This is a genomic window from Microbacterium sp. MYb64 (assembly GCF_002979495.1).
In the GTDB taxonomy this organism is placed as follows: Bacteria; Actinomycetota; Actinomycetes; order Actinomycetales; family Microbacteriaceae; genus Microbacterium; species Microbacterium azadirachtae_A.
Genome location: NZ_PCOW01000005.1, coordinates 165538 through 185525, shown reverse-complemented (window position 1 = coordinate 185525; position 19988 = coordinate 165538). Strand labels below are relative to the sequence as shown.

General features: G+C 69.2%; 18 protein-coding genes and 1 tRNA gene. 9 read left to right on the top strand and 10 right to left on the bottom strand.

The window, feature by feature from the left end; all coding sequences use genetic code 11:
- Positions 1-18: 18 nt before the first annotated feature.
- The 4 genes from dusB to CQ044_RS07245 are packed head-to-tail and all read left to right on the top strand — an operon-like array spanning position 19 to position 5262.
- Entirely contained in the window at positions 19-1173 is a 1155-nt protein-coding gene (gene dusB, locus CQ044_RS07260; RefSeq protein WP_045273190.1) for a tRNA dihydrouridine synthase DusB, read from the top strand.
- Positions 1163-2548, top strand: coding sequence for a deoxyguanosinetriphosphate triphosphohydrolase (locus CQ044_RS07255; RefSeq protein WP_105687834.1), 1386 nt, complete (start codon positions 1163-1165; stop codon positions 2546-2548). The genes dusB and CQ044_RS07255 overlap by 11 nt, the downstream gene beginning before the upstream one ends.
- On the top strand, positions 2548-4437 hold the full coding sequence (dnaG, locus tag CQ044_RS07250; protein ID WP_105687833.1) for a DNA primase: 1890 nt from the start codon (positions 2548-2550) through the stop codon (positions 4435-4437). Before CQ044_RS07255 ends, dnaG begins: the two co-directional genes overlap by 1 nt.
- A 54-nt stretch (positions 4438-4491) precedes the next feature.
- Complete coding sequence (locus CQ044_RS07245; RefSeq protein WP_105687832.1) at positions 4492-5262, top strand: ATP-binding cassette domain-containing protein; 771 nt, start codon at positions 4492-4494, stop codon at positions 5260-5262.
- A gap of 168 nt (positions 5263-5430) precedes the next feature.
- Here the strand turns inward: CQ044_RS07245 and CQ044_RS19520 are convergent, their stop codons facing one another.
- A complete protein-coding gene (locus CQ044_RS19520) occupies positions 5431-5589 on the bottom strand; it encodes a hypothetical protein (protein ID WP_181158209.1) in 159 nt (52 codons plus the stop codon).
- 352 nt (positions 5590-5941) lie between these two features.
- Here CQ044_RS19520 and CQ044_RS07240 point away from each other — a divergent pair, with 352 nt between their 5' ends.
- The 4 genes from CQ044_RS07240 to CQ044_RS07225 all read left to right on the top strand — a co-directional run bounded on the left by CQ044_RS07240 (position 5942) and on the right by CQ044_RS07225 (position 9360).
- The gene (locus tag CQ044_RS07240; RefSeq protein ID WP_181158208.1) at positions 5942-6679 is read left to right on the top strand and encodes an AraC family transcriptional regulator; all 738 of its coding nucleotides are present in this window, start codon (positions 5942-5944) and stop codon (positions 6677-6679) included.
- 607 nt (positions 6680-7286) lie between these two features.
- A complete protein-coding gene (locus CQ044_RS07235; protein ID WP_105687830.1) occupies positions 7287-7943 on the top strand; it encodes a hypothetical protein in 657 nt (218 codons plus the stop codon).
- Between the two features lie 169 nt (positions 7944-8112).
- Entirely contained in the window at positions 8113-8955 is an 843-nt protein-coding gene (locus CQ044_RS07230; RefSeq protein WP_105687829.1) for a universal stress protein, read from the top strand.
- Positions 8956-8964: 9 nt separating this feature from the next.
- The gene (locus CQ044_RS07225; RefSeq protein ID WP_105687828.1) at positions 8965-9360 is read left to right on the top strand and encodes a pyridoxamine 5'-phosphate oxidase family protein; all 396 of its coding nucleotides are present in this window, start codon (positions 8965-8967) and stop codon (positions 9358-9360) included.
- Between the two features lie 50 nt (positions 9361-9410).
- Here the strand turns inward: CQ044_RS07225 and CQ044_RS07220 are convergent, their stop codons facing one another.
- The 4 genes from CQ044_RS07220 to def all read right to left on the bottom strand — a co-directional run bounded on the left by CQ044_RS07220 (position 9411) and on the right by def (position 12687).
- Positions 9411-10982, bottom strand: a complete 1572-nt coding sequence (locus CQ044_RS07220) for a Na+/H+ antiporter (RefSeq protein WP_181158207.1) — start codon at positions 10980-10982, stop codon at positions 9411-9413.
- Between the two features lie 248 nt (positions 10983-11230).
- A tRNA-Asn gene (locus tag CQ044_RS07215) sits at positions 11231-11306 on the bottom strand.
- Between the two features lie 159 nt (positions 11307-11465).
- A complete protein-coding gene (locus CQ044_RS07210) occupies positions 11466-11978 on the bottom strand; it encodes a septum formation family protein (RefSeq protein ID WP_105687826.1) in 513 nt (170 codons plus the stop codon).
- A gap of 142 nt (positions 11979-12120) precedes the next feature.
- The gene (gene def / locus CQ044_RS07205; RefSeq protein ID WP_082076822.1) at positions 12121-12687 is read right to left on the bottom strand and encodes a peptide deformylase; all 567 of its coding nucleotides are present in this window, start codon (positions 12685-12687) and stop codon (positions 12121-12123) included.
- A gap of 127 nt (positions 12688-12814) precedes the next feature.
- Between def and CQ044_RS07200 the strand changes: the two genes are divergently transcribed.
- Positions 12815-13909: a DMT family transporter gene (locus tag CQ044_RS07200; RefSeq protein WP_146116753.1), complete on the top strand. Its 1095-nt coding sequence runs from the start codon at positions 12815-12817 to the stop codon at positions 13907-13909.
- Between the two features lie 39 nt (positions 13910-13948).
- On the opposite strand, the gene pgl is transcribed toward CQ044_RS07200, so the two are convergent.
- Genes pgl through tal form a run of 5 tightly spaced genes read right to left on the bottom strand, consistent with a single transcriptional unit; the run spans position 13949 to position 19974 of the window.
- Positions 13949-14728 carry a 6-phosphogluconolactonase gene (pgl, locus tag CQ044_RS07195; RefSeq protein ID WP_105687825.1) on the bottom strand — a complete coding sequence of 260 codons (780 nt, stop codon included), beginning with the start codon at positions 14726-14728 and terminating at the stop codon, positions 13949-13951.
- Position 14729: 1 nt separating this feature from the next.
- Complete coding sequence (locus tag CQ044_RS07190) at positions 14730-15665, bottom strand: glucose-6-phosphate dehydrogenase assembly protein OpcA (protein ID WP_105687824.1); 936 nt, start codon at positions 15663-15665, stop codon at positions 14730-14732.
- Positions 15662-17209 (bottom strand): glucose-6-phosphate dehydrogenase, encoded by a 1548-nt coding sequence (zwf, locus tag CQ044_RS07185; protein ID WP_105687823.1) that lies wholly within the window; start codon positions 17207-17209, stop codon positions 15662-15664. The genes CQ044_RS07190 and zwf overlap by 4 nt, the downstream gene beginning before the upstream one ends.
- Before the next feature lie 36 nt (positions 17210-17245).
- Positions 17246-18865, bottom strand: a complete 1620-nt coding sequence (locus CQ044_RS07180) for a glucose-6-phosphate isomerase (RefSeq protein ID WP_105687822.1) — start codon at positions 18863-18865, stop codon at positions 17246-17248.
- The gene (gene tal, locus CQ044_RS07175; RefSeq protein ID WP_105687821.1) at positions 18862-19974 is read right to left on the bottom strand and encodes a transaldolase; all 1113 of its coding nucleotides are present in this window, start codon (positions 19972-19974) and stop codon (positions 18862-18864) included. The genes CQ044_RS07180 and tal overlap by 4 nt, the downstream gene beginning before the upstream one ends.
- Between the last annotated feature and the right edge of the window lie 14 nt (positions 19975-19988).

The window sequence follows — 19988 nt, the reverse complement described above, 5'->3', positions numbered from 1 at the left end:
TGGGACAATGGACAGGATATGACTCTCGCCCCTGCTTCCGTCCGGCCCCTGCAGATCGGCCCGCTGCGCATCGACGTCCCCGTCGTGCTCGCGCCGATGGCGGGCATCACCAACACGGCCTTCCGTCGACTCTGCCGCGAGTACGGTGCCGGCCTGTACGTCAGTGAGATGATCACGTCGCGGGCGCTCGTGGAGCGCAACGCGATCACCATGCGTCTCATCCAGCACCACGAGAGCGAGACGCCGCGATCGATCCAGCTCTACGGGGTGGATCCGCAGACGATCGCCGAAGCGGTGCGGATCATCGTCGCAGAGGACCGTGCCGATCACATCGACCTCAATTTCGGCTGCCCGGTGCCCAAGGTCACCCGCAAGGGCGGCGGCGCGGCGCTGCCGTGGAAGATCGGCCTCTTCGCCGACATCGTCGACCGCGCCGTCAAGGCCGCGGGCGATGTGCCGCTCACCGTGAAGATGCGCAAGGGTATCAACAAGGATCACCTCACCTTCCTCGACGCGGGGCGTGCCGCGGAGGACGCCGGGGCTGCCGCGGTCGCGCTGCACGCGAGGACGGCGGGGGAGTACTACTCCGGACATGCGGACTGGTCGGCGATCGGCGAGCTCAAGCAGGCGGTGACCTCGATCCCGGTCCTGGGCAACGGCGACATCTGGAGTGCCGACGACGCCGTGCGGATGATGGCGGAGACGGGCTGCGACGGCGTCGTGGTGGGCAGGGGCTGCCTCGGCCGCCCCTGGCTCTTCGGAGATCTCGCCGGTGCGTTCGGCGACGAGAACGCCGTGCAGGTCGACGCGACCCTGGGCTTCGTCAAGGACGCGTTCCGCCGGCACGCCGAACTCCTCGTCGAGTTCTTCGAGGACGAGGATCGCGGCTGCAAGGACGTCCGCAAGCACGTGGCCTGGTACTTCAAGGGCTACCCCGTGGGCGGGGAGACCAGGGCGGCGCTCGCCCGCGTCTCGACGCTGCAGGAGATCGACGACATCCTCGGCACGCTGGGCGACGCCCCGTATCCTGGCGCACCGGCCGAAGGGCAGCGCGGTCGCGCGGGCACGCCCAAGCGCACGGCGCTGCCGGACGGCTGGCTGGATTCCCGCGACGTCGCCTCCGAGGTCACCGACATGATGCGCGGCGCCGAGGTCGAGAACAGTGGCGGCTGAGGCCGTCGTGCTCGTCGACGGCTACGACGCGCACGACGCTGCTCGCTTCTTCGCCGAGACCCACCGCTCCGAACGGGATGATTTCGCCCGCGACCGCGCCCGGGTTCTGCATTCGGCGGGGCTGCGCCGCCTCGCCGCGAAGACGCAGGTGCTGAGCCCCGCGAGCACAGCGGACTTCGCCCGCAACCGGCTCACGCACTCCCTCGAGGTGGCGCAGGTCGGGCGCGAACTCGCGGTCGCCCTCGGGGTCTCCGCCGACGTCGTCGACACCGCATGCCTCAGCCACGATCTGGGGCACCCACCGTTCGGTCACAACGGCGAGCGCGCGCTCAACGACTGGGCCGAGGACATCGGGGGCTTCGAGGGCAATGCGCAGTCCCTGCGGATCCTCACCCGGCTCGAGGCGAAGGTGCTCGACGACCGGGACCGCTCGGTCGGGCTCAACCTCACGCGGGCCAGCCTGGACGCGACCTGCAAATACCCCTGGACCGTGGACAGCCCGCTGCCCGATCCTGGCGGCCGACTCAAGTTCGGCGTGTACCCGGATGATGAGGACGTCTTCCGCTGGATGCGCGAGGGCGCCCCTGGGCGCTTGCGCTGCATCGAGGCCGAGATCATGGATCTCTCCGACGACATCGCCTATTCGGTGCACGACTTCGAGGATGCGATCGTCAACGGCTACCTGGACGTGGCGCAGCTGGCGGATCCGGCGGAACACCACGCGCTCGTGGGGCGGGTTCAGCAGTGGGTGGGCTACGACTTCACCCGCGAGGACCTCGCCGACGCGCTGTACCGGCTCACCCGGCAGCCGATGTGGCTGTCCTCCTTCGACCGTTCCCGTCGCGATCTCGCGCGACTGAAGAACCTCACGAGCGACATGATCGGCCGCTTCGCGCGCGCCGCCGTCTCCGCGACCCGCGAGGCCTACCCCGGCGCCAACCTCGCCCGGTACAGCGCGCATGTCGTGGTGCCGAAGGTCATCGAAGCCGAGATCGCCGTGCTGAAGGGGATCATGGGTCAGGCGATCGTCACGATCGACGCCCGTCGCGGGGTGTACAAGGAGCAGCGGCGGGTGCTCAAGCGCCTGGCCGACGCGCTGTGGTCCACCGACGCGCTCTGGACGGCCGGGGCGGACGTGCTCGAGCCCGCGTTCGCCGCCGACTTCCACGCCGCCGGATCCGACGCCGAGCGGGCCAGGGTGGTCGTCGACCAGGTCGCGAGTCTCACAGACCAGACCGCGGTGGACTGGCACAACCGCCTGGTCGGGGACATCGACCCCGCCGAGGTCGGCATCTGGTCGCCCCGGCACGCCAGGCCCCGCCCGGCGCACGCATCGCGGGCCGGGCTCGTCGCCGCCGAACACGGCGGCCACTGATGCCGCGGATCCTGCAGGCGGACGTCGACGAGGTCAAGTCGCGCACCAACATCGCCGACATCGTGGGGGAGCGCGTCTCGCTGAAGTCCGCGGGCGTGGGGTCGATGAAGGGCCTGTGCCCGTTCCACGATGAGAAGAGCCCCAGCTTCCACGTGCGCCCGCAGGTCGGCTACTACCACTGCTTCGGGTGCGGCGCCTCCGGCGACGTCTACTCGTTCCTCCGCGAGATGGATCACGTGAGCTTCACCGAGGCCGTGGAGCGCCTCGCCGGCCGCGTCGGCTACACGCTGCACTACGAGGACGGCGGGCCCGCGCCGGAGACGAGCGGGCGCAGTCGGCTCTATGCGGCGAACACCGCGGCCGCAGAGTTCTTCCGCAGTCAGCTGCTCAGTCCCGAGGCCGAATCGGCGCGTGCGTTCCTGGGCCAGCGCGGATTCGACGCGGGCGCCGCCGCGCACTTCGGCGTGGGCTATGCCCCGCGCGGCTGGGACGGCATGCTCAAGGCCCTGAGCGCGCAGGGATTCACCCGCGACGAGCTCACCGCCGCGGGGCTCGTGTCCTCCGGGCAGCGCGGGGTCTACGACCGGTTCCGCGGACGCGTGGTCTGGCCGATCCGCGATGTGACGGGTCAGACCATCGGATTCGGCGCGCGCAAGCTCTACGACGACGACCAGGGCCCGAAGTACCTGAACACTCCCGAGACGCCGATCTACAAGAAGGCGCAGGTGCTCTACGGGCTGGATCTGGCCAAGCGAGACATCTCGCGCGGCGATCCCAAGCGCGTGGTCGTGGTCGAGGGATACACCGACGTGATGGCCTGTCATCTCGCTGGCGTCACCACCGCCATCGCGACCTGCGGCACCGCGTTCGGCGCCGAGCACATCAAGCTGCTGCGCCGGGTCATGGGCGACGACTCCGCCGCCGGCGAGGTGGTGTTCACGTTCGACGGCGACGAGGCGGGGCAGAAGGCGGCGCTCCGAGCCTTCACGGAGGACGATCGGTTCAACGCGCAGACCTTCGTCGCGGTGGCGCCCGACGGTCTGGATCCGTGCGATCTGCGCCTGCAGCGCGGCGACCAGGCCGTACGGGGGCTCATGTCGGCCAAGGTGCCGATGTTCGAGTTCGTGATCGACCGCAAGATCGCCTCGTTCGATCTGAGCACCGCGGAGGGACGGGTCGGCGCGCTGCGCGCGGCGGCGCCGATCGTCGCCGAGATCCGAGACGCCCTGCTGCGCCCGGAGTACGAGCGGATCCTCGCCAGGCGCCTCGGCATGGATCCCACCGACGTGCACGCCGAGGTGCGTCGGCATGAGGGGCGTCGCCGCCAGGGCGACTCCGGTGCGCACGATCAGCGTGCGGCCGCCCCTGCTGCCGGAGCGCGTCCCGGTGCGCCCGATGCGCCGGCCGCCGCGCCGATGCCAGTGGTGACGATCGCCACCCTTCCGAGGACGGGGGACTCGCCGCTCGAGCGCGACGCGCTCATGGGGGCGCTGCAGTACGGTCATCAGCTCGACGCCGAGTTGCTCCAGCGCGCGATGACCACGCCGTTCGCCGTGCCTGCGCTCGACGCGGTGCGCGAGGCGATCGCGCAGTTCCCCGATCGGCAACGGCCGGGTTGGGCACTGCAGGCCGTCGACGCCGTGCGCGAGCCCTACCGCGGGCTGGGCGGGGAACTGCTCATGGCGGCCTTCCCCGCGCGGGACGAGCAGGGCGCCAGGGCGTCCGCGACGGACCTGTGCCGCCGCCTCATCGTGCGCGGCCTGGAGCGGGAGAAGCATGAACTGCTGGGCGCGATCCAGCGGCTGCCCGCCGATTCCGACGGCGCCCGTTCGATCGCACGACGCATCGTCGAGATCGACGCCGAGCGTCAGCGCTTCATCGAGAACTGAGGCCCGCCGCGGAGCACGCCCCGGCGCCCTCAGGCATCGGGCAGGATGGGGTGCATGGCACGTGCGACGGGGGATGCATCCACTGCGATCGTCTGCGAGGACATCGTGATCGACCGGATCGGGCATTCCGCGCCGACGAGGGCGATCGACGGCGTGACTTTCACGTTGCCCGCCGGGGAGCTGATGTGCATCGCCGGTGCGACGGGATCCGGGAAGTCGACGCTCGTCGGAGCGCTCGCAGGCGCCGTCGATCCGTCGATCCGTGTCGTCGGAGGATCCGCCACGGTCTGCGGCGTGTCCGTGCGCCACCCGGGACGCCGGCTGCGGGAGCTGACCTACCGGGCCGGCTACCTGCCGCAGAACGCCGGTGCGCTGCTCACTCCGCAGCTGACCGTGCAGGAGACCATCGCGGAGCCGATCCTGCAGCGCGAGCGGCGCGTGAACGTGAAGGCTCTGGCGATCCGGGTGGCGACGCTGCTGGATGAGCTGCACCTGCCTCTGGGCCTCGCCGCGTCCTTCCCCTATGAACTCAGCGCGGGCATGCGTCAGCGCGTTGCGATCGCCCGAGCGCTGGTACTCGATCCGACGGTCCTGATCGCCGACGAGCCGCTCGCGAACCTCGATCTGGAGGTGCGCCCCGTGGTCTTCGCCGCGATCACGCGCCGTCGCACCGAGCGCGGGATGGCCGCTCTGCTGGTGAGCAACGACGCGGCGTTCGCCCGCGAGCTCGGCGCGGAGACGCTCATGATCCGCGAGGGGCACGTGGTCGCACGGGGCGCGGGCGCGGATCTGCTCTGGACTCCCGGCGCCGAGCACGGCCGCTGAGCAGCTTGCCCGCCGTTCTGCGAGGACGAACGCTCCGTCGGGGTCGAGCCCCTCGCCCCTCTCCGGGCTCATCGCTGCGAATCACCGAATCGGAACAGAATCGTGCTGACGCGATAAAGGCAGGAACGCGCAGCTTCATATCTCACAATGCGAAAACCTGCAGTGCCTCTAGCGCTGCATAAGATACGCGGCGCCGAGGCCGATGACCACTACGCCGAGGCCGAAGATGGCCCAGATCGGCGCGCCGTAGAACTCCTTGAGCAGCCAGGGGATCTCATAGTCGCTGTCACCCTTGCGCGCATGGTTGCGTCGCTTTTCGCCCGCCATTGCCGACCTCCCCAGTGGTCACCTCGTGCACAGCGACTCCGCTGATCGCCGGGCACGAAAAAGACACTACAAGATCGCGACCCCCCGAGCATCATCGAACTCGCCCGCGTCGCACCGGGGCGCGGTTGCCGCGCTCCATTTGATGACGTTATGTTGATGCGGGATATCGCAGCTGGGGGAGTCGCTCTCGCACTGATCGACGGGGGAAGATCGTCAAATGGGGATTGTCACGAATTCAGGGGATTTAACACGGCTCCTCCGCGGTGAGAGGCAGCATCCGATCGTTGCGCTGCGCTACCGCAGCGTACTTGCGACGCAGCACGTCGTGGGCCGTGACATATTGTGGCGATGGTTGCCGCAGGAGGCCGACGGAGCGGAGACGGCGGCGCTCCTCGTCTCGTCGATCCCGCTCGAGATCCACGGTGCGGAGGGGGAACCGCAAGAAGTTCCTCCCGGTGCGCTGGTGTTCCTGCATCCGCATCGGGTGGCGTCGGTGAGTGCGGTGAAGGCCGGCACCGTCATGATCGCCTGGGTCCCCTGGGCGGAACTGGTCGAGATCGAATCGGGCGTCGGCGCCCCCATGGAGGTGATCCCGGCGAGTGCGCTGGGCCGTGGGCTGCGTGCGTTCCTCGATTCCTTGCTCACTCAGCCCTCTGAGCCGACGCTGTACACCGACTACCTCGTCGAGCAGCTGATCACCGAGATGGTGTTCGGCGTCCTTGTCGAGGCAGGACCGCGCACGACGATCGCAGGCATCGAGGCCCCTGGCATCGCACGTGCGCGCACGCTCATCCTGATCCGGCGCACCGAGCCGGAGTTCGGCGTCGCCGCACTGGCGCAGGATCTGCACATGTCGGTCCGGAATCTGCAGCGACTCTTCGCCGTCGACGGGAGTACGCCGGCGGACGAGCTGCGGCACGCACGGGTGGATCTCGCCCAGGAGCTGCTGGCCAACGTGGGCAACGCGCCGCTGGGCATAGCCGAGATCGCAGAACTCGCGGGCTTCCGCGACGCTGCGGCCCTGCGCCGGGCCTTCGCGTGGGCGGGGCTGACGACACCGCGGGAACTGCGCAGGGCCTCCCGTCGCTGACCAGTGACCGGAGACCCCGTGTGGGGCGGTTCATCACTATCGCGCCAGAGATACTCGATTCTGCGACACTGGAGCGGCAAAGCGCGCACTCTGTCGACGCTCGCGCGACATTCTTCGCCTTCGGTGGCACGAGTGCGGGATCCCCGTGATTTGATGAGTCTCACGGCTTCCTATGTCGAACCGGTCTCCAGATGCTGCTCGACGACTCTCGGAAGCTGTGCAATGCTCGGAGTCCGGCCGAATTTCCCATCGGTCGAATGGTGGTCCCAGAGACCCATTCACGAGCATTGCGCAATTGCGCCATTGCGGATTCCCCTCCTCGGACTCCGCAATGGCCTGCTATCGAGAATTCGATTCGATACCGACCATTCGTCGCGCCAACCAGTGAACAGCCCGAGTGGCTCTTCCAGGGTATGCAGAGCAGAGGGCGAAGGAGTGCGCATCGCGAATGCTCTTCGATTCAGCGCCACATTTCATCATTATCGCGTCCAAGCACTCCACCGAGGCGATGCATGCGTCGATGATGATCCAGCGCGGCAATTGCGCGACCGCCGAGGCGGCGCCGGACCGAGCAGTCTGAGATCCACTTTTCTGGGGAGGAACACACATGTCCGAAAGCAAGACCATCGGGAGCGGGCGTCCTGGCGTCGATCGCCGCACGATCGTCAAGGGTGCGGCGTGGAGCATCCCCGTCGTCGCGGCGGCTGCCGCCATGCCGCTGGCATCCGCGTCGACGCCGGGCTGCCCCACCTGCATCAAGGCGGGCTTCCCGATCATCGGCGGCATCATCTCCGGAGCCTGGACATCCCAGGCTCTCGTCGTCGGGAACAAGGGGACGATCGCCTTCCCGTCGATCTTCGGCCTCGATGCGACGCAGTGCGGCATCAGCTTCACCAACATCTTCCAGCCCGCCTTCACGTACATCGTGACGCAGGCGACGCTGACGATGTCCGACGGCAAGACCTACAACTCCGCCGTCGGCCTGGGCGCCGGCGCCGGAAACATCTCGACCGTCGGCGCGATGCCCGGTGCCTTCGTGTTCACCAACGTGTCGCTCCCCAACGGCGGAGCCATCGGCGGTCTCGGCAACTACACCGATGTCCCGACCAAGCTCACGGTCACGGTGCAGACGACGCTCCAGTACGGAATCGGCCTCTCCATCCAGTGCCCGATGGTTCTCACCTGGAACCTGCACGGCGTCGCCACCGGCCTCGTGGCGTTCGGCGCAGGCACCGTCAACTTCACCGGAACCGCGACCGCCTGAGAAGCGATCGCACGCGCGTCGAGCCGTCGAGCGATGAAGAAGGTCCCGTCGGGTCGTACCCCGGCGGGGCCTTCTCGGTGAGCAGGACGTTAAACCCGGTCGCACCCCCTGCACAGCGCAGTCCCCTCTGGCTACCCTCGAAAGAAGGCAGAGAGGAGAGGAACGAGTCATGAGTGAAGTGATCGTTGTAGGAGTCTCGGGCGCACCGGTGTCGGCACGAGTCGTGGACTGGGCTATGACACGTGCCGCGGAACGGTCTCAGCGCGTGGAACTGATGTCCGTCGTCGGGGGAGCGATCGGGACTCTCGGCGAAGGCGGCCCTCTGGCGGAGGCCACCGCGGCGTCACGCTCCTTCCTCGAGGACTACGTCCGACTGCACGCAGACCGGGGCGTGGAGGTCAGCGTGCGAGTAGACGTGGGCAACCCGGTCGAACGCCTCGTCGCCGCATCGGAGGATGCAGCGCTGCTGGTCATCGGCAGCGACTATCAAGGAGGATCATCGCCCTCGGTCCGCGGATTCCATGGGGTCCGCATCACCGCCGCCGCGCACTGTCCCGTCGTCGTCGTCCCCGACTTCGATCCGGCTGATCGGAAGGGAGTCGTCGTCGGGGTCGACGGATCCGAGATCTCCGAGAGCGCCCTGCGCTTCGCCGCCGCCGAGGCCGACCGCAGCGATGAGCCGCTGACGGCGGTGTCGGTGTGGACGCCCTTGACGGCGCCCGGATACGGCCTGGTGGGGTACTCGCAGCCCTACCTCGACAACATGCAGACGTCGACCGAGGAGATCCTCGCGATCGCCCTGGCCGGTCTGTCGACGGACTATCCCGATCTCACGATCGTCCCCGTCGTCGAGAGCGGCTATCCCTCGCGTGTCCTTGACGAACTCGCGGCAACGGCACGACTCTGCGTCGTCGGCTCACGCGGGCGAGGTGCGGTCCGGCGCTTTCTGCTCGGATCGATCAGCCAGGAGGTCATCGCCCATCCGGCCACGGTCACGGCCGTCGTCCGATAGGAGCAGGCGATGATCATCGAACTCAGCGAGCAGGAGTGCTACGACCTGCTCACCGCGACGACCGTCGGCCGGGTCGGCTTCGTGCACGACGCCCGCGTGCTGATCCTCCCCGTCAACTTCGTGGTGTCGGGGCGGGATCTTCTCCTGCGCACGACCGCCGACGGGCTTCTGGGCACCCTCTCTGAGGCCCCGAGCGAGGTGGCGTTCGAAGTCGACAGCCATGTTCCCCTCTCTCGCACGGCGTGGAGCGTGCTGATGCACGGCCGGCTCTCACGTGTCGCTGAGGGGGATGCGGAGGCAGTCCTGCCGCGTGTCTCGCCGTGGGCCGGTGCCAGCAGGGATCTGCCGCTGCGATTCCGCATCGAACGGATGACAGGGCGGACCGTGCACGGCGATCGGGCGTAGCTCTCGAGCGTGCCGACACGTCGTCAGAGCCGGCCTGCGACCGGACCGCTTCACTCGTGCCGCTCCGTCGACGCGGGCGCCAGGTGCAGCGCGTCGCGATCCAGACGCGACTGCAGCCGGTGCAGCGTGACGTCGCTGATCGTGCCGTGGTTGCGGAGGCGGATCACGATTTCTCGGGTGTGGTCGACGAGGGCGAGGCTCAGCGCTGCGTAGTCGCGATCCAGATCCCGCCGGGTGCTGTCCTCAGATCCGCGTGAGCCGTCGATCCTCTCGAGGCGTTCCCGGTACTCGCTCACGAGCCTGTCGCGTACGTGGTCCGGGGCGTCGATCTCCTGCGCGAGGGCGGGCATTGCACGGATCGCGGAGAGCAGGGCCGTCCGATGCGCGCGGGCGAACTCGGCGGAGACCATCGAGTCGGGCTCGAAGCGCGCCCACCGGATCACCGACGGCAGGAGCAGGCCCTGGGCGAGGATCGTGAGGATGACGACTCCGGTGGCGACGAAGACGATCTCGGCGCGACCGGGCATCCCGGCGGGCACGGCGAGTGCGACCGCCAGAGAGATCGCTCCGCGGAACCCCGCGACGGTCGAGACGACCCTGGCCCGATGCGTCATCCGCTTCCTTCGCTGCGCCGGGCTCCGGTCCACGAGCCGGATCGTCCAGGTCGTGAACATCTGGAACACGAAGCGGATGAGCAGGATGGCGACCCACATCAGCACGCAGAGTGCGAGCAGCAGAGGAATGCTCTGCGTTGAGACCGATCGGAGCGCCGACTGCGCTTCGATCCCGATCAGGACGAAAAGGGCGCCGTTGAGCGTCGTGGTCGCGAGGATCCAGAAGCCGTCCCGTTGCTGCCTCGACTGCGGTGTTCCGGAGCGCGGCCCGGTGCGGCTCAGGTAGAGGCCGGCGACCACGACCGCGATGACGCCTGAGGCGTGGATCTGCTCCGCGGCGAGGAACGCCGCGAACGGCACCAGGATCAGGGCTGCGTTGTGCATGAGGGGGTTGCTCAGGCGCCGAAGGACGGCGGTGCCGAGAAAGCCTGCGAGGAGGCCGACCATCCCGCCGCCGCCGTACGCCAGCACGACGAGCCACGTGACCTCCGCGCCGGAGTAGTGAGCGCTGCTACCGGCGAGTCCGATCACGATCGTGTAGATGACGAGCGCGGTGCCGTCGTTGATCAGGCTCTCGGTACGCAGCTGGACGATGTTCCGGTGCGGGAGCGCGCGGGCGAGCGCCCCGACCGCAGTGACGTCGGTGGGGGCCAGCGCCGCGCCCAGGATCAGCGCGGGCAGCCATCCCCAGCCGAGGGCGACGCCGATCCCGGCCGCGCCGAAGGTCGTGGCGACCACCAGCAGAGTGCTCAACAGCAGGATGACCCGCAGATCCCGTCTCACCTCGCGCAGAGGCGTCATCAGAGCCTCCCAGAAAAGCAGCGCCGGCAGGAACAGCACGAGCACCGCATCGGAGGGCAGGTGGATGCTCTGCACCGGGGGGATGAGTCCCACCATCAACCCGAGCAGGAGCTGCAGCAGCGGGACCGGCAGGCGGAGCCGAGGCGCCGCCCAGGATGAGCCCACCACGAGGGAGCCGACCAGGACGAAGGTGGCGAGCGGATCCATGGGGTTGTCCTCTCCGGCAGACGGGACGGAGCAGGGAACCGGGGATCCCGCCATCGCGACACCGGTCCGCAGGGCTCGGTCGAGAGGAGCATCTCAGGCCGGTGTTTCGACGCCGTTTCCGGTAGCGACGGGGAGCGTTTCGCTCGCGCGGCATCGCGGGGGCTTCAGACGATCGACGGCCCGGACGGGCCCGAGAAACGGAGAAGCCCCCAACCTCCTTGTCATATCAAAGGGGGTTGGGGGCCTATTGGCTCCCCGGCTTGGACTCGAACCAAGAACCTGCCGGTTAACAGCCGGCTGCTCTGCCAATTGAGCTACCGAGGAATGCTTCCCGCTGCGCGGGCAACTCGTCAACTATAGCAAAGGATGTGCGCCGACTCCGACACGGGCCGGCGCCCGGGCGCGTCGCCCCGTTCGCCCCTCGCAGACGACGGAGGGGCCCGCCGTGGCGAGCCCCTCCGTGTGGTGCAGGATCCGCGGGGATCAGCGTGCGGCGCCCTTGAGGGAGCCGGTGGTCTGTCCTGCCGGGTCGCTCACGATGCACTGCACGAGGCGGTCGTTCATCGAGTCCCAGGTGTCCTTCGTCGGGGTCATGTAGGAGACGTCGAGAGCGGAGTCGTTGAAGGCGACGCCGATGAAGGTCGTGAACGCATCGCCGGCGCACTTCTCCACCTCGGCGTCGATCGCGGCGGAGTCGTACTCGGCGCCCTCCAGCTTGAACTCGTAGAAGACTTCTTCGTCGTGCGGCTTGTCGCAGGGGACCACGTCGGTCTCGCTGACCGTCGAACCCGTGTCGCTCATCTTGCAGTCGCCGAGCTTGAGGTTGAAGATGCCGATGTTCGAGCTCGCCGTGACCTGAGACTTGTCGTCGCGCGGCGCATCGCCGCCTCCGTTGCCGAGCACGCTGCTGAGCATGCTGCAGCCGCTGAGTCCAGCGGCCAGGACCAGCGCGGAGCCGACGACGGTGACGCGACGGAGAAGTGCGCGGTCGTTCATGGGAATTCCCCCTCTAGAAGCTATGAATCCACGCAGAACGCGGGACAGCTAAGAACGTACCGGTGCAGAAGAGCAAATCTCAAACCTGCAAAAAAGTCGTTCTATCCAGGGGGATTTCTGTTCCGAGTCGAAGTTTGGGGGGTCAGCCCTCGAGATCGTCCACGCCTGGCAGCCAGCTGACGCCGGGACGGCCCCAGCCGCGCTTGCGGGCGATCTTCTGCACGGTCTTCCAGTCGCCGTCGTCGAGGCGGTCGACGTAGAGGATGCCGTCCAGGTGGTCGAACTCGTGCTGCATGATGCGGGCACGCCAGCCATCGACCTCGATGCGCACGTCATCGCCGTTCAGATCCGCGCCGGTCACCAGCACGCGCTCGGAGCGCCGCAGCGGGAACCGCTCACCGGGGAAGGAGAGGCAGCCCTCCGACTCGAGGTCGGGGTCGGGGGAGCCCGGCTCGAGGGGAGCCATCCACAGCACGGGATTGATGATCTCTCCGCGCCAGGGGTTCTCGTCATCGTCCACATAGGAGTAGACGTAGATCCGCAGGCCGACGCCCACCTGGGGTGCGGCGAGCCCGACGCCCGGGGCGACATCCATGGTCTCGTGCATGTCCGCCACGAGGGTGCGGATCTCGTCGGTGATCTCGCCGACCGGATCGGCGGGGGAATGCAGGACGGGGTCGCCCATGATGCGAATCGGAAGCACAGCCACGCGTCAACCCTAGTCGGCGCCGGGCGGCAGGTAGGCTCGAAGGGTGCTTGAGAACCTGACGCGGACTACCGGGGCGGCCGACGTCGGCGAGCATCTCGCCGGGGTCTTCCAGAACCCCGGCCTGCTGATGGGCATTCCACTCGCTCTCGCCGGCGCGGTGTTCATGTCGCTCGGCGCGCAGTACCAGCACCGCGGCGTGGAGAAGGTGGAACGCCTCAGCGGTTCTGACGCAGCCACGGGCCTCAGCTGGGTGCAGGTGCGCGGGCTGCTCACGCGTCCGTCCTGGATCGTCGGCACGCTCATGCTGGCCCTGGCGATCATCTGCCAGCTCGCGGCGCTCACCAAGGCTCCGCTGATCGTGGTGCAGCCGCTGGGCGCGATCGCGCTCGTCATCACGACCCTGCTGAACGCCCGGGTGAGCGGCGTCGCGCCGACCAAGCGCTCGCTCGTCTCGATCTTCGCCTGCGTGGGCGGCATCTTCATCTTCGTGCTGTTCGCGGCGCTGTTCGCGGTGGAGCGCGCGATCAGCGAGATCCAGCTGTTCACGATCCTCACGATCCTGCTGGTCGTGATCATCCTGCTCGGCACCTGCTGGCTGATCCTGCGGCACCGCATGCGCGCCCTCTTCTATGTGACCGGCGCCGGCATCCTGTACGGCTTCGTGGCGACGCTCGCCAAGGCCGTCATCAGCCGGATCCAGGCCGGGCAGTTCGACTGGCTCACGGCCGTGTGCGTCATCGCGCTGATCGCAGCTGGTGCCGCAGGCGCCTACTTCGTGCAGACCGCGTACGGCTCCGGCCCTCCCGACCTGGTGATCGCAGGCCTCACGGTGGTCGACCCGATGGTCGCAGTGCTGATCGGCCTGCTCGTCCTCGAGGAGGGCGCTGCCGCTCCCGCGTGGGTGTTCGTCGCATTCGGGATCTCCGGCGCGATCGCGGGCTGGGGAGTCGTCACGCTCGCGCGCTACCACCCGCAGGTGGTCGGCGAGAGTCAGGAGCTGCCGATCACGCGAGGCAGCTCCGGGGGCGCGACGCCGTCCGCCACGCACGCGGAGCCCGCGCCTTTGGCGACCGAGGCGCCTCCCGGCGGATCAGCGTCCCCGGGTGCCCCGCGGGGGGCTGCGCCGGAGTGGCCGTCCAACGTCGCCCCGATACGGCGAGAGGATCCGCCCCGCACCGGCGGCGACGCCGGCGAGCGCGGGAACGGATCCTCGGGCGTCTGAGCGGGAACCGGATCCGGTCCCATCAGACGACGGTTTCGCTCAGTAGTCGATGTCGATGAGGTCGGGTGCGACCTCGGAGGCGGCCGCCTCGTCGACGAAGAAGACCGTGCGCTTGCGCCCCTTGGCACCCGCGGCCGGCACGTTCTCGTAGTTCGCCCCGGCCAGCGCGAGTCCTAGTGCCGAGGCCTTCTCCGCTCCGGTGAGCACGAGCCACACCCGCTTGGACGCGTTGATGACAGGGCGGGTCAGCGTGATCCGCTCCGGCGGAGGCTTGGGGGAGTCGCGCACCGGCAGCACTGCGGCATCGGTCACGGTGATCTCGGGGCGGTCCGGGAACAACGACGCGATGTGGCCGTCCGGGCCGACGCCCAGGAAGCACACGGCGAACGAGGGCCAGGCGCGCCCGCTGTCGCCGAAGCGCGCGAGCTCGGCCGCATAGGCCGCAGCGCCCTCGTCCAGGCTCAGTCCCGCATCGCTCGCCGCCATCTCGTGGACGTTTTCGGCGAGGACGTGGATCCGGTCGAGGAGCGCCTCGCGCGCCTGTCCCGCGTTGCGGTCGGGGTCGTCCGCCGGCACGAAGCGCTCGTCGCCCCACCAGAAGTGCACGAGCGACCAGTCCACCTCGGTCGCGCGCGGGTCCTCCGCGACGGCCCGCAGCACGGCGGATCCCATGCTGCCGCCGGTGAGGGCGATGTGTGCGAGTCGTCCGTCTCTGATCCGCGCCTGCACGCGGACGAGGAAGCGGTCGGCGACGAGGCCGGCGAGGGACGCCGGATCCTCGCCGATCACGACCCGCTTGGCGGGGGAGTCGGAGGCCATGTCAGGCCACCGGCTCCGGGGCGCTGAGCCGTGCGAAGCCCTCGGTGATCACGCGGCCGTAGAGCACGTCGGGGTCGAGCCGGCGCAACTCCTCCGCCAGGCACTCCCGCAGCGTCCGCCGCGGCAGATGGAGCTCGTGATCCGGCTGTCCTGGCTGGGTGAGCATCGCGGATCCCGGGACCGGGCGCTCGAGCAGGATGTCGCCGTTGGCACGGGTGAGCCGCACCGACTTGATGCCGTGCGCCCACTGCGCGATCGGCTCGTATGCCCAGCGGACCGGCACGTCCAGCGCGAGGCCCAGCCAGGCGGCGAGCAGCGCGGTGGACGGGGAATCGGCGGCACCGCGCACCTCGACCGTGGTCACCTCGTCGAACGGCGGCTGATCGAGGACAGCGGCGAGCTGCTCCCGCCAGTGCGTGAGCCGGGTCCAGGCGAGGTCGGTGTCGCCGGGAACGTGCGTGCGACCGAGCACCTCGAGCTGCGCCCGCACGTCGGTCGCGGTCGCAGCGTCGGTGATGCGGCGCTGCGCGATGCGTCCGAGCGGCGACTCGGCAGGGGCTTCCGGCGCCAGTGTCGGCCACCAGACGACGACAGGGGCGTCGGGCAGCAGGAGGCCGGTGACCAGGCTCTCCTCGTTGCTGGCTGCGGCGCCGTAGGCGTGCAGGACGACGACCTCGCTCGCGCCGGCGTCGCCGCCGACGCGGATCTGCGCGTCCAGATGTGCGTCGCCGTCGCTCGTGGTGAGCACGATGACGCGCATCGGGTGCTCGCGCGATGCGTCGTTCGCCGCGTCGACCGCTGCCTCGAGCGCGTCGTCCGGCGCCGCGATGATGAGCGTGAGCACGCGGCCGAGTGCGACCACGCCGCCCTCTTCGCGAGCCTTGACCAGATTCTTCGCGACCTGGCTGATGTTGGTGTCGGGCAGATCGATGATCACGGGCGCCTCCAGACACGTCCGTCGCGGGCGAGCAGGGCGTCGGCGGAGGCCGGGCCCCAGGATCCGGGAGCATACTGCTCTACGGGGCCGCCTTCTGCGGCCCAGAACTGCTCCACGGGATCGAGGATCTTCCAGCTGAGCTCGACCTCCTCATGACGCGGGAACAGCGGCGGGTCGCCCAGCAGGACGTCCAGGATGAGCCGCTCGTACGCCTCCGGGCTGGCCTCGGTGAACGCGTGTCCGTAGCCGAAGTCCATCGTCACGTCGCGCACGTTGCTGCCGTTGCCCGGAACCTTGGAACCGAAGCGCAGCGTGACGCCCTCATCCGGCTGCACGCGGATGACGAGAGCGTTCTGCCCGAGCTCCGATGTCTGACCGCTGCCGAACAGGTGCTCGGGTGCGCGCTTGAAGACGACCGCGATCTCGGTGACGCGGCGGCCGAGGCGCTTGCCGGTGCGCAGGTAGAACGGCACGTCGGCCCACCGGCGGGTGTTGATCTCGAGCTTGACCGCGGCGTAGGTCTCCGTGATGGATTCCGGATCCATGCCGTCCTCGTCGAGGAAGCCGGTGACCTGCTCGCCGCCCTGCCAGCCGCCGGCGTACTGCCCGCGGGCGGTCGCGAGGGAGAGGTCGTCGGGCAGCGAGACCGCGGCCAGGACCTTCTCCTTCTCGGCCCGCAGGTGCTCGGCGGAGAGGCTGATCGGCTCCTCCATCGCGGTGAGGGCCAGAAGCTGCAGCAGGTGGTTCTGGATCACGTCGCGGGCCGCGCCGATGCCGTCGTAGTACCCCGCACGTCCTCCGACGCCGATGTCCTCGGCCATCGTGATCTGCACGTGGTCGACGTAGTTGCGGTTCCAGATCGGCTCGTACAGCTCGTTCGCGAAGCGCAGCGCGAGGATGTTCTGCACCGTCTCCTTGCCGAGGTAGTGGTCGATGCGGAAGATCGAGTCGGCTGGGAAGGTGCCCTCGAGCGCGTCGTTGAGCGCGCGCGCGGAGGCCAGATCGTGGCCGAACGGCTTCTCGATCACCACGCGGCGCCAGTGGTCCGCGTCCTCATGGGCCTCGACCAGCCCGGAGTCGCGCAGCTGCTGCGCGACGAGCGGGAACTGGTTCGGCGGGATCGACAGGTAGTAGGCGTGGTTGCCCATCGTGCCGCGTTCGATGTCGAGCTTCTCGACGGTCTCGCGCAGGCGGCGGAACGCGTCCGGGTCGCCGAACTCGCCCGACACGAACCGGATGCCCTGGAGCAGCTGCGCCCACGTCTCCTCGCGGAACGGGGTGCGCGCGTGCTGCTTGACGGCGTCGTAGACGACCTGCGCGAAGTCCTGGTCCTCCCAGTCGCGGCGGGCGAAGCCGACCAGGGCGAACCCGGGAGGCAGCAGACCGCGGTTGGCGAGGTCGTAGACGGCGGGCATCAGCTTCTTGCGCGACAGATCGCCGGTGACGCCGAAGATCACCAGGGCGCTGGGCCCCGCGATCCGGTTCAGCCGGCGGTCGTCGGGATCGCGGAGCGGGTTGCTGCCGCGGGAGACGGGAACAGTCATCGGTGGGGGATTCTCCTGAGTGCTCTCTGGGGGTGCCTACTGCGCGGCCTCGAAGAGGTCCAGCACATCGTCCTGGGGTTCAGTGATCGTGAGGGTCACCACGGGCCGTCCGTGCGCGGCGAGCACGCCCGCGTCGCCCGCGGCCTGCGCCTCGATGAGCTGCCCGAACGTGAAGGGGCGATCGGGGATCTCCAGATCCACATCCGTGCGCTCCAGGATCTGCAGGAACACGCCCTGTGCAGGACCGCCCTTGTGATACTGACCCGTCGAGTGCAGGAACCGCGGTCCCCAGCCGAACGTCGTGGGCCGTCCCGAGTCGGCGGCGACGAGTTCGCGCAGACCCTGTAGCTGCGGCATCTCGAGCCGGTCCACGTACGCCTGGATCGACACGTAGCCGTCCGCCGGAAGCGTCTGCCACAGCGCGTCGAGGACGCCGGCGATCGTGCCGGAGGCGAGCAGGGAGTCGTCGGAGGCGCGGACCTCGACCCCGTCCTGCACGAAGGCGGCGGGAGCGGCCTCAGGACGCGCATCCAGAAGACCGCGGGCGGCGATCTTGGCCGACTCCACATCGGGCTGGTCGAACGGGTTGATCCCGAGCAGGTATCCCGCGATCGCGGTGCCGTACTCCCACACGACGAACTGCGCGCCGAGCGTTCCGCTGACGAGGATCTCGCCGGGGTGGCGCTCGCGCAGATGGAACTCGTCGGCCTCGTCGACGAGGCGCACCAGCTGCAGGTCCGCAGGCCGGTTCTCCACCTCGGGGGAGACGGGGAGCAGGACGACGGGAAGGATCCCGGTGCCCTCCTTGCCCGTGGACTCGGCGACCAGCTGCTCGATCCAGTCGGGCAGGCCCACGATGTGGGTGCCGTCCGTGATCAGCCCCAGCTTGTCGCGCCGGGGACCATCGGGAGTCTGCGCGCTGGCGGCGATCGCCGCGCCGAGCAGCAGAGCCGGGTTCTCGGGGGAGTCGATCGCGACCTGGAGGAGCGTGGCCTCTGCCTCGTCAAGCAGCTCGGCGATGTCGACGCCGGCCAGGCCGGAGGGCACCAGACCGAAGGCGGTCAGCGCGGAGTACCGGCCGCCCACGTTCGGGTCGGCGTTGAAGACCCGGTAGCCCGCGGCGCGTGCCGACTCGTCGAGCGGCGAGCCGGGGTCGGTGACCACGACGATGCGCTCGACGGGGTCGATCCCGACATCGCGGAACGCGGCCTCGAAGGTGCGTCGCTGCGAATCCGTCTCGACCGTGGATCCGGACTTGGAGGACACCACGAGCACGGCGTCGGCGAGACCGGCGTCGATCGCCGCGAGCACCTGGCCCGGAGAGGTCGAGTCGAGGATCGTGACGTCGATGCCCGCGGTCTGCGAGATGACCTCGGGGGCGAGGGAGGAACCGCCCATCCCCGCCAGCACGACCCGGGTGACGCCCTTGCCCGCGAGTTCATCGCGCAAAGCGACGATCTCGGGCACGAGCGGACGCGACACGGAGACGGCGTCCACCCAGCCCAGGCGGATGCTCGCCTCGGCCTCGGCGGCATCGCCCCACACCGTCGGGTCGCCGCCGGTGATCCGGGAGGCGATCAGCTCGCCGACCAGACGCGGGACGACCTCGTCGATCGCCGCTCTCGGCGCGCCCGAGGTGTGGATCTCGAAACTCACCGCTGGGCTTCCAGTCCTTCGCGGACCTGGGTGAGCAGGTCGTGCCAGGAGTCGATGAACTTCTCGACACCCTCGTCTTCGAGCACCTGGGTCACGTCGGCGAAGTCGACCCCGACGGCCGCGAGGCCCGCGAACACCTCGCGGGACTCCTCGTACGCGCCGGTGACGGTGTCGCCGGTGATGACGCCGTGGTCGAAGGTCGCCTCGAGCGTCTTCTCCGGCATCGTGTTGACGACGTTCGCCGCGACGAGCTCGGTCACGTAGAGCGTGTCCGGCAGGGCCGGGTCCTTGACGCCCGTGGAGGCCCACAGCGGCCGCTGGCGGTTGGCGCCCGCGGCGAGCAGGGCGGCGGCGCGGTCTCCGGCGAAGGTCTGCTCGTACAGCTCGTAGGCGAGTCGTGCGTTCGCGAGTCCGGCCTTGCTCTTCAGCGCGACGGCCTCATCGGTGCCGATCGCCGCGAGGCGCTTGTCCGTCTCGGTGTCGACGCGCGACACGAAGAACGAGGCGACCGAGTGGATCGTGGACAGGTCGTGGCCGGCGGCCTTGGCCTGCTCGAGGCCCGTGAGGTAGGCGTCGATGACTTCGGCGTAGCGCTCGAGGCTGAAGATCAGCGTGACGTTGATGCTGATCCCCTCGGCGATCGCCGCGGTGATCGCCGGAAGACCGGCCTTGGTCGCGGGGATCTTGACGAGCAGGTTGGGGCGGTCGACCTTGGCCCACAGCTCCTTGGCCTGGGCGGCCGTGCCGTCGGTGTCGTGGGCGAGGTCGGGGGAGACCTCGATCGAGACCCGGCCGTCGACGTGGCCGGTCTGCTCCCACACGGGGCGGAAGACGTCGAGCGCATCGCGCACGTCCTGGGTGGTCGCCTCGAAGATGGCCTCCTCGGCGCTCGCGCCGGACGCGGCGAGCTGCGCGACCTGGGCGTCGTAGGAGGTGTCGTCGGGGTTGGTGATCGCGTTCGCGAAGATCGTCGGGTTCGTGGTCACGCCGACGACGTTGCGGGTGGCGATGAGCTCGGCGAGGTTGCCGGAGGTGATCCGGGTGCGGGACAGGTCGTCCAGCCAGATGGAGACTCCGGCGGCGGCGAGTGCTGCGGTGGGGGTGGTCATGCGTTCTCCTCGAA

Bases quoted from the DNA above. Each gene is read 5' to 3' on its own strand.
- dusB (WP_045273190.1), top strand. From the start codon at position 19: ATGACTCTCGCCCCTGCTTCCGTCCGGCCCCTGCAGATCGGCCCGCTG.
- dnaG (WP_105687833.1), top strand. From the start codon at position 2,548: ATGCCGCGGATCCTGCAGGCGGACGTCGACGAGGTCAAGTCGCGCACC.
- CQ044_RS07245 (WP_105687832.1), top strand. From the start codon at position 4,492: ATGGCACGTGCGACGGGGGATGCATCCACTGCGATCGTCTGCGAGGAC.
- CQ044_RS19520 (WP_181158209.1), bottom strand. From the start codon at position 5,589: ATGGCGGGCGAAAAGCGACGCAACCATGCGCGCAAGGGTGACAGCGAC.
- CQ044_RS07235 (WP_105687830.1), top strand. From the start codon at position 7,287: ATGTCCGAAAGCAAGACCATCGGGAGCGGGCGTCCTGGCGTCGATCGC.
- CQ044_RS07230 (WP_105687829.1), top strand. From the start codon at position 8,113: ATGAGTGAAGTGATCGTTGTAGGAGTCTCGGGCGCACCGGTGTCGGCA.
- CQ044_RS07225 (WP_105687828.1), top strand. From the start codon at position 8,965: ATGATCATCGAACTCAGCGAGCAGGAGTGCTACGACCTGCTCACCGCG.
- CQ044_RS07220 (WP_181158207.1), bottom strand. From the start codon at position 10,982: ATGGATCCGCTCGCCACCTTCGTCCTGGTCGGCTCCCTCGTGGTGGGC.
- CQ044_RS07210 (WP_105687826.1), bottom strand. From the start codon at position 11,978: ATGAACGACCGCGCACTTCTCCGTCGCGTCACCGTCGTCGGCTCCGCG.
- CQ044_RS07200 (WP_146116753.1), top strand. From the start codon at position 12,815: ATGGGCATTCCACTCGCTCTCGCCGGCGCGGTGTTCATGTCGCTCGGC.
- pgl (WP_105687825.1), bottom strand. From the start codon at position 14,728: ATGGCCTCCGACTCCCCCGCCAAGCGGGTCGTGATCGGCGAGGATCCG.
- zwf (WP_105687823.1), bottom strand. From the start codon at position 17,209: ATGACTGTTCCCGTCTCCCGCGGCAGCAACCCGCTCCGCGATCCCGAC.
- tal (WP_105687821.1), bottom strand. From the start codon at position 19,974: ATGACCACCCCCACCGCAGCACTCGCCGCCGCCGGAGTCTCCATCTGG.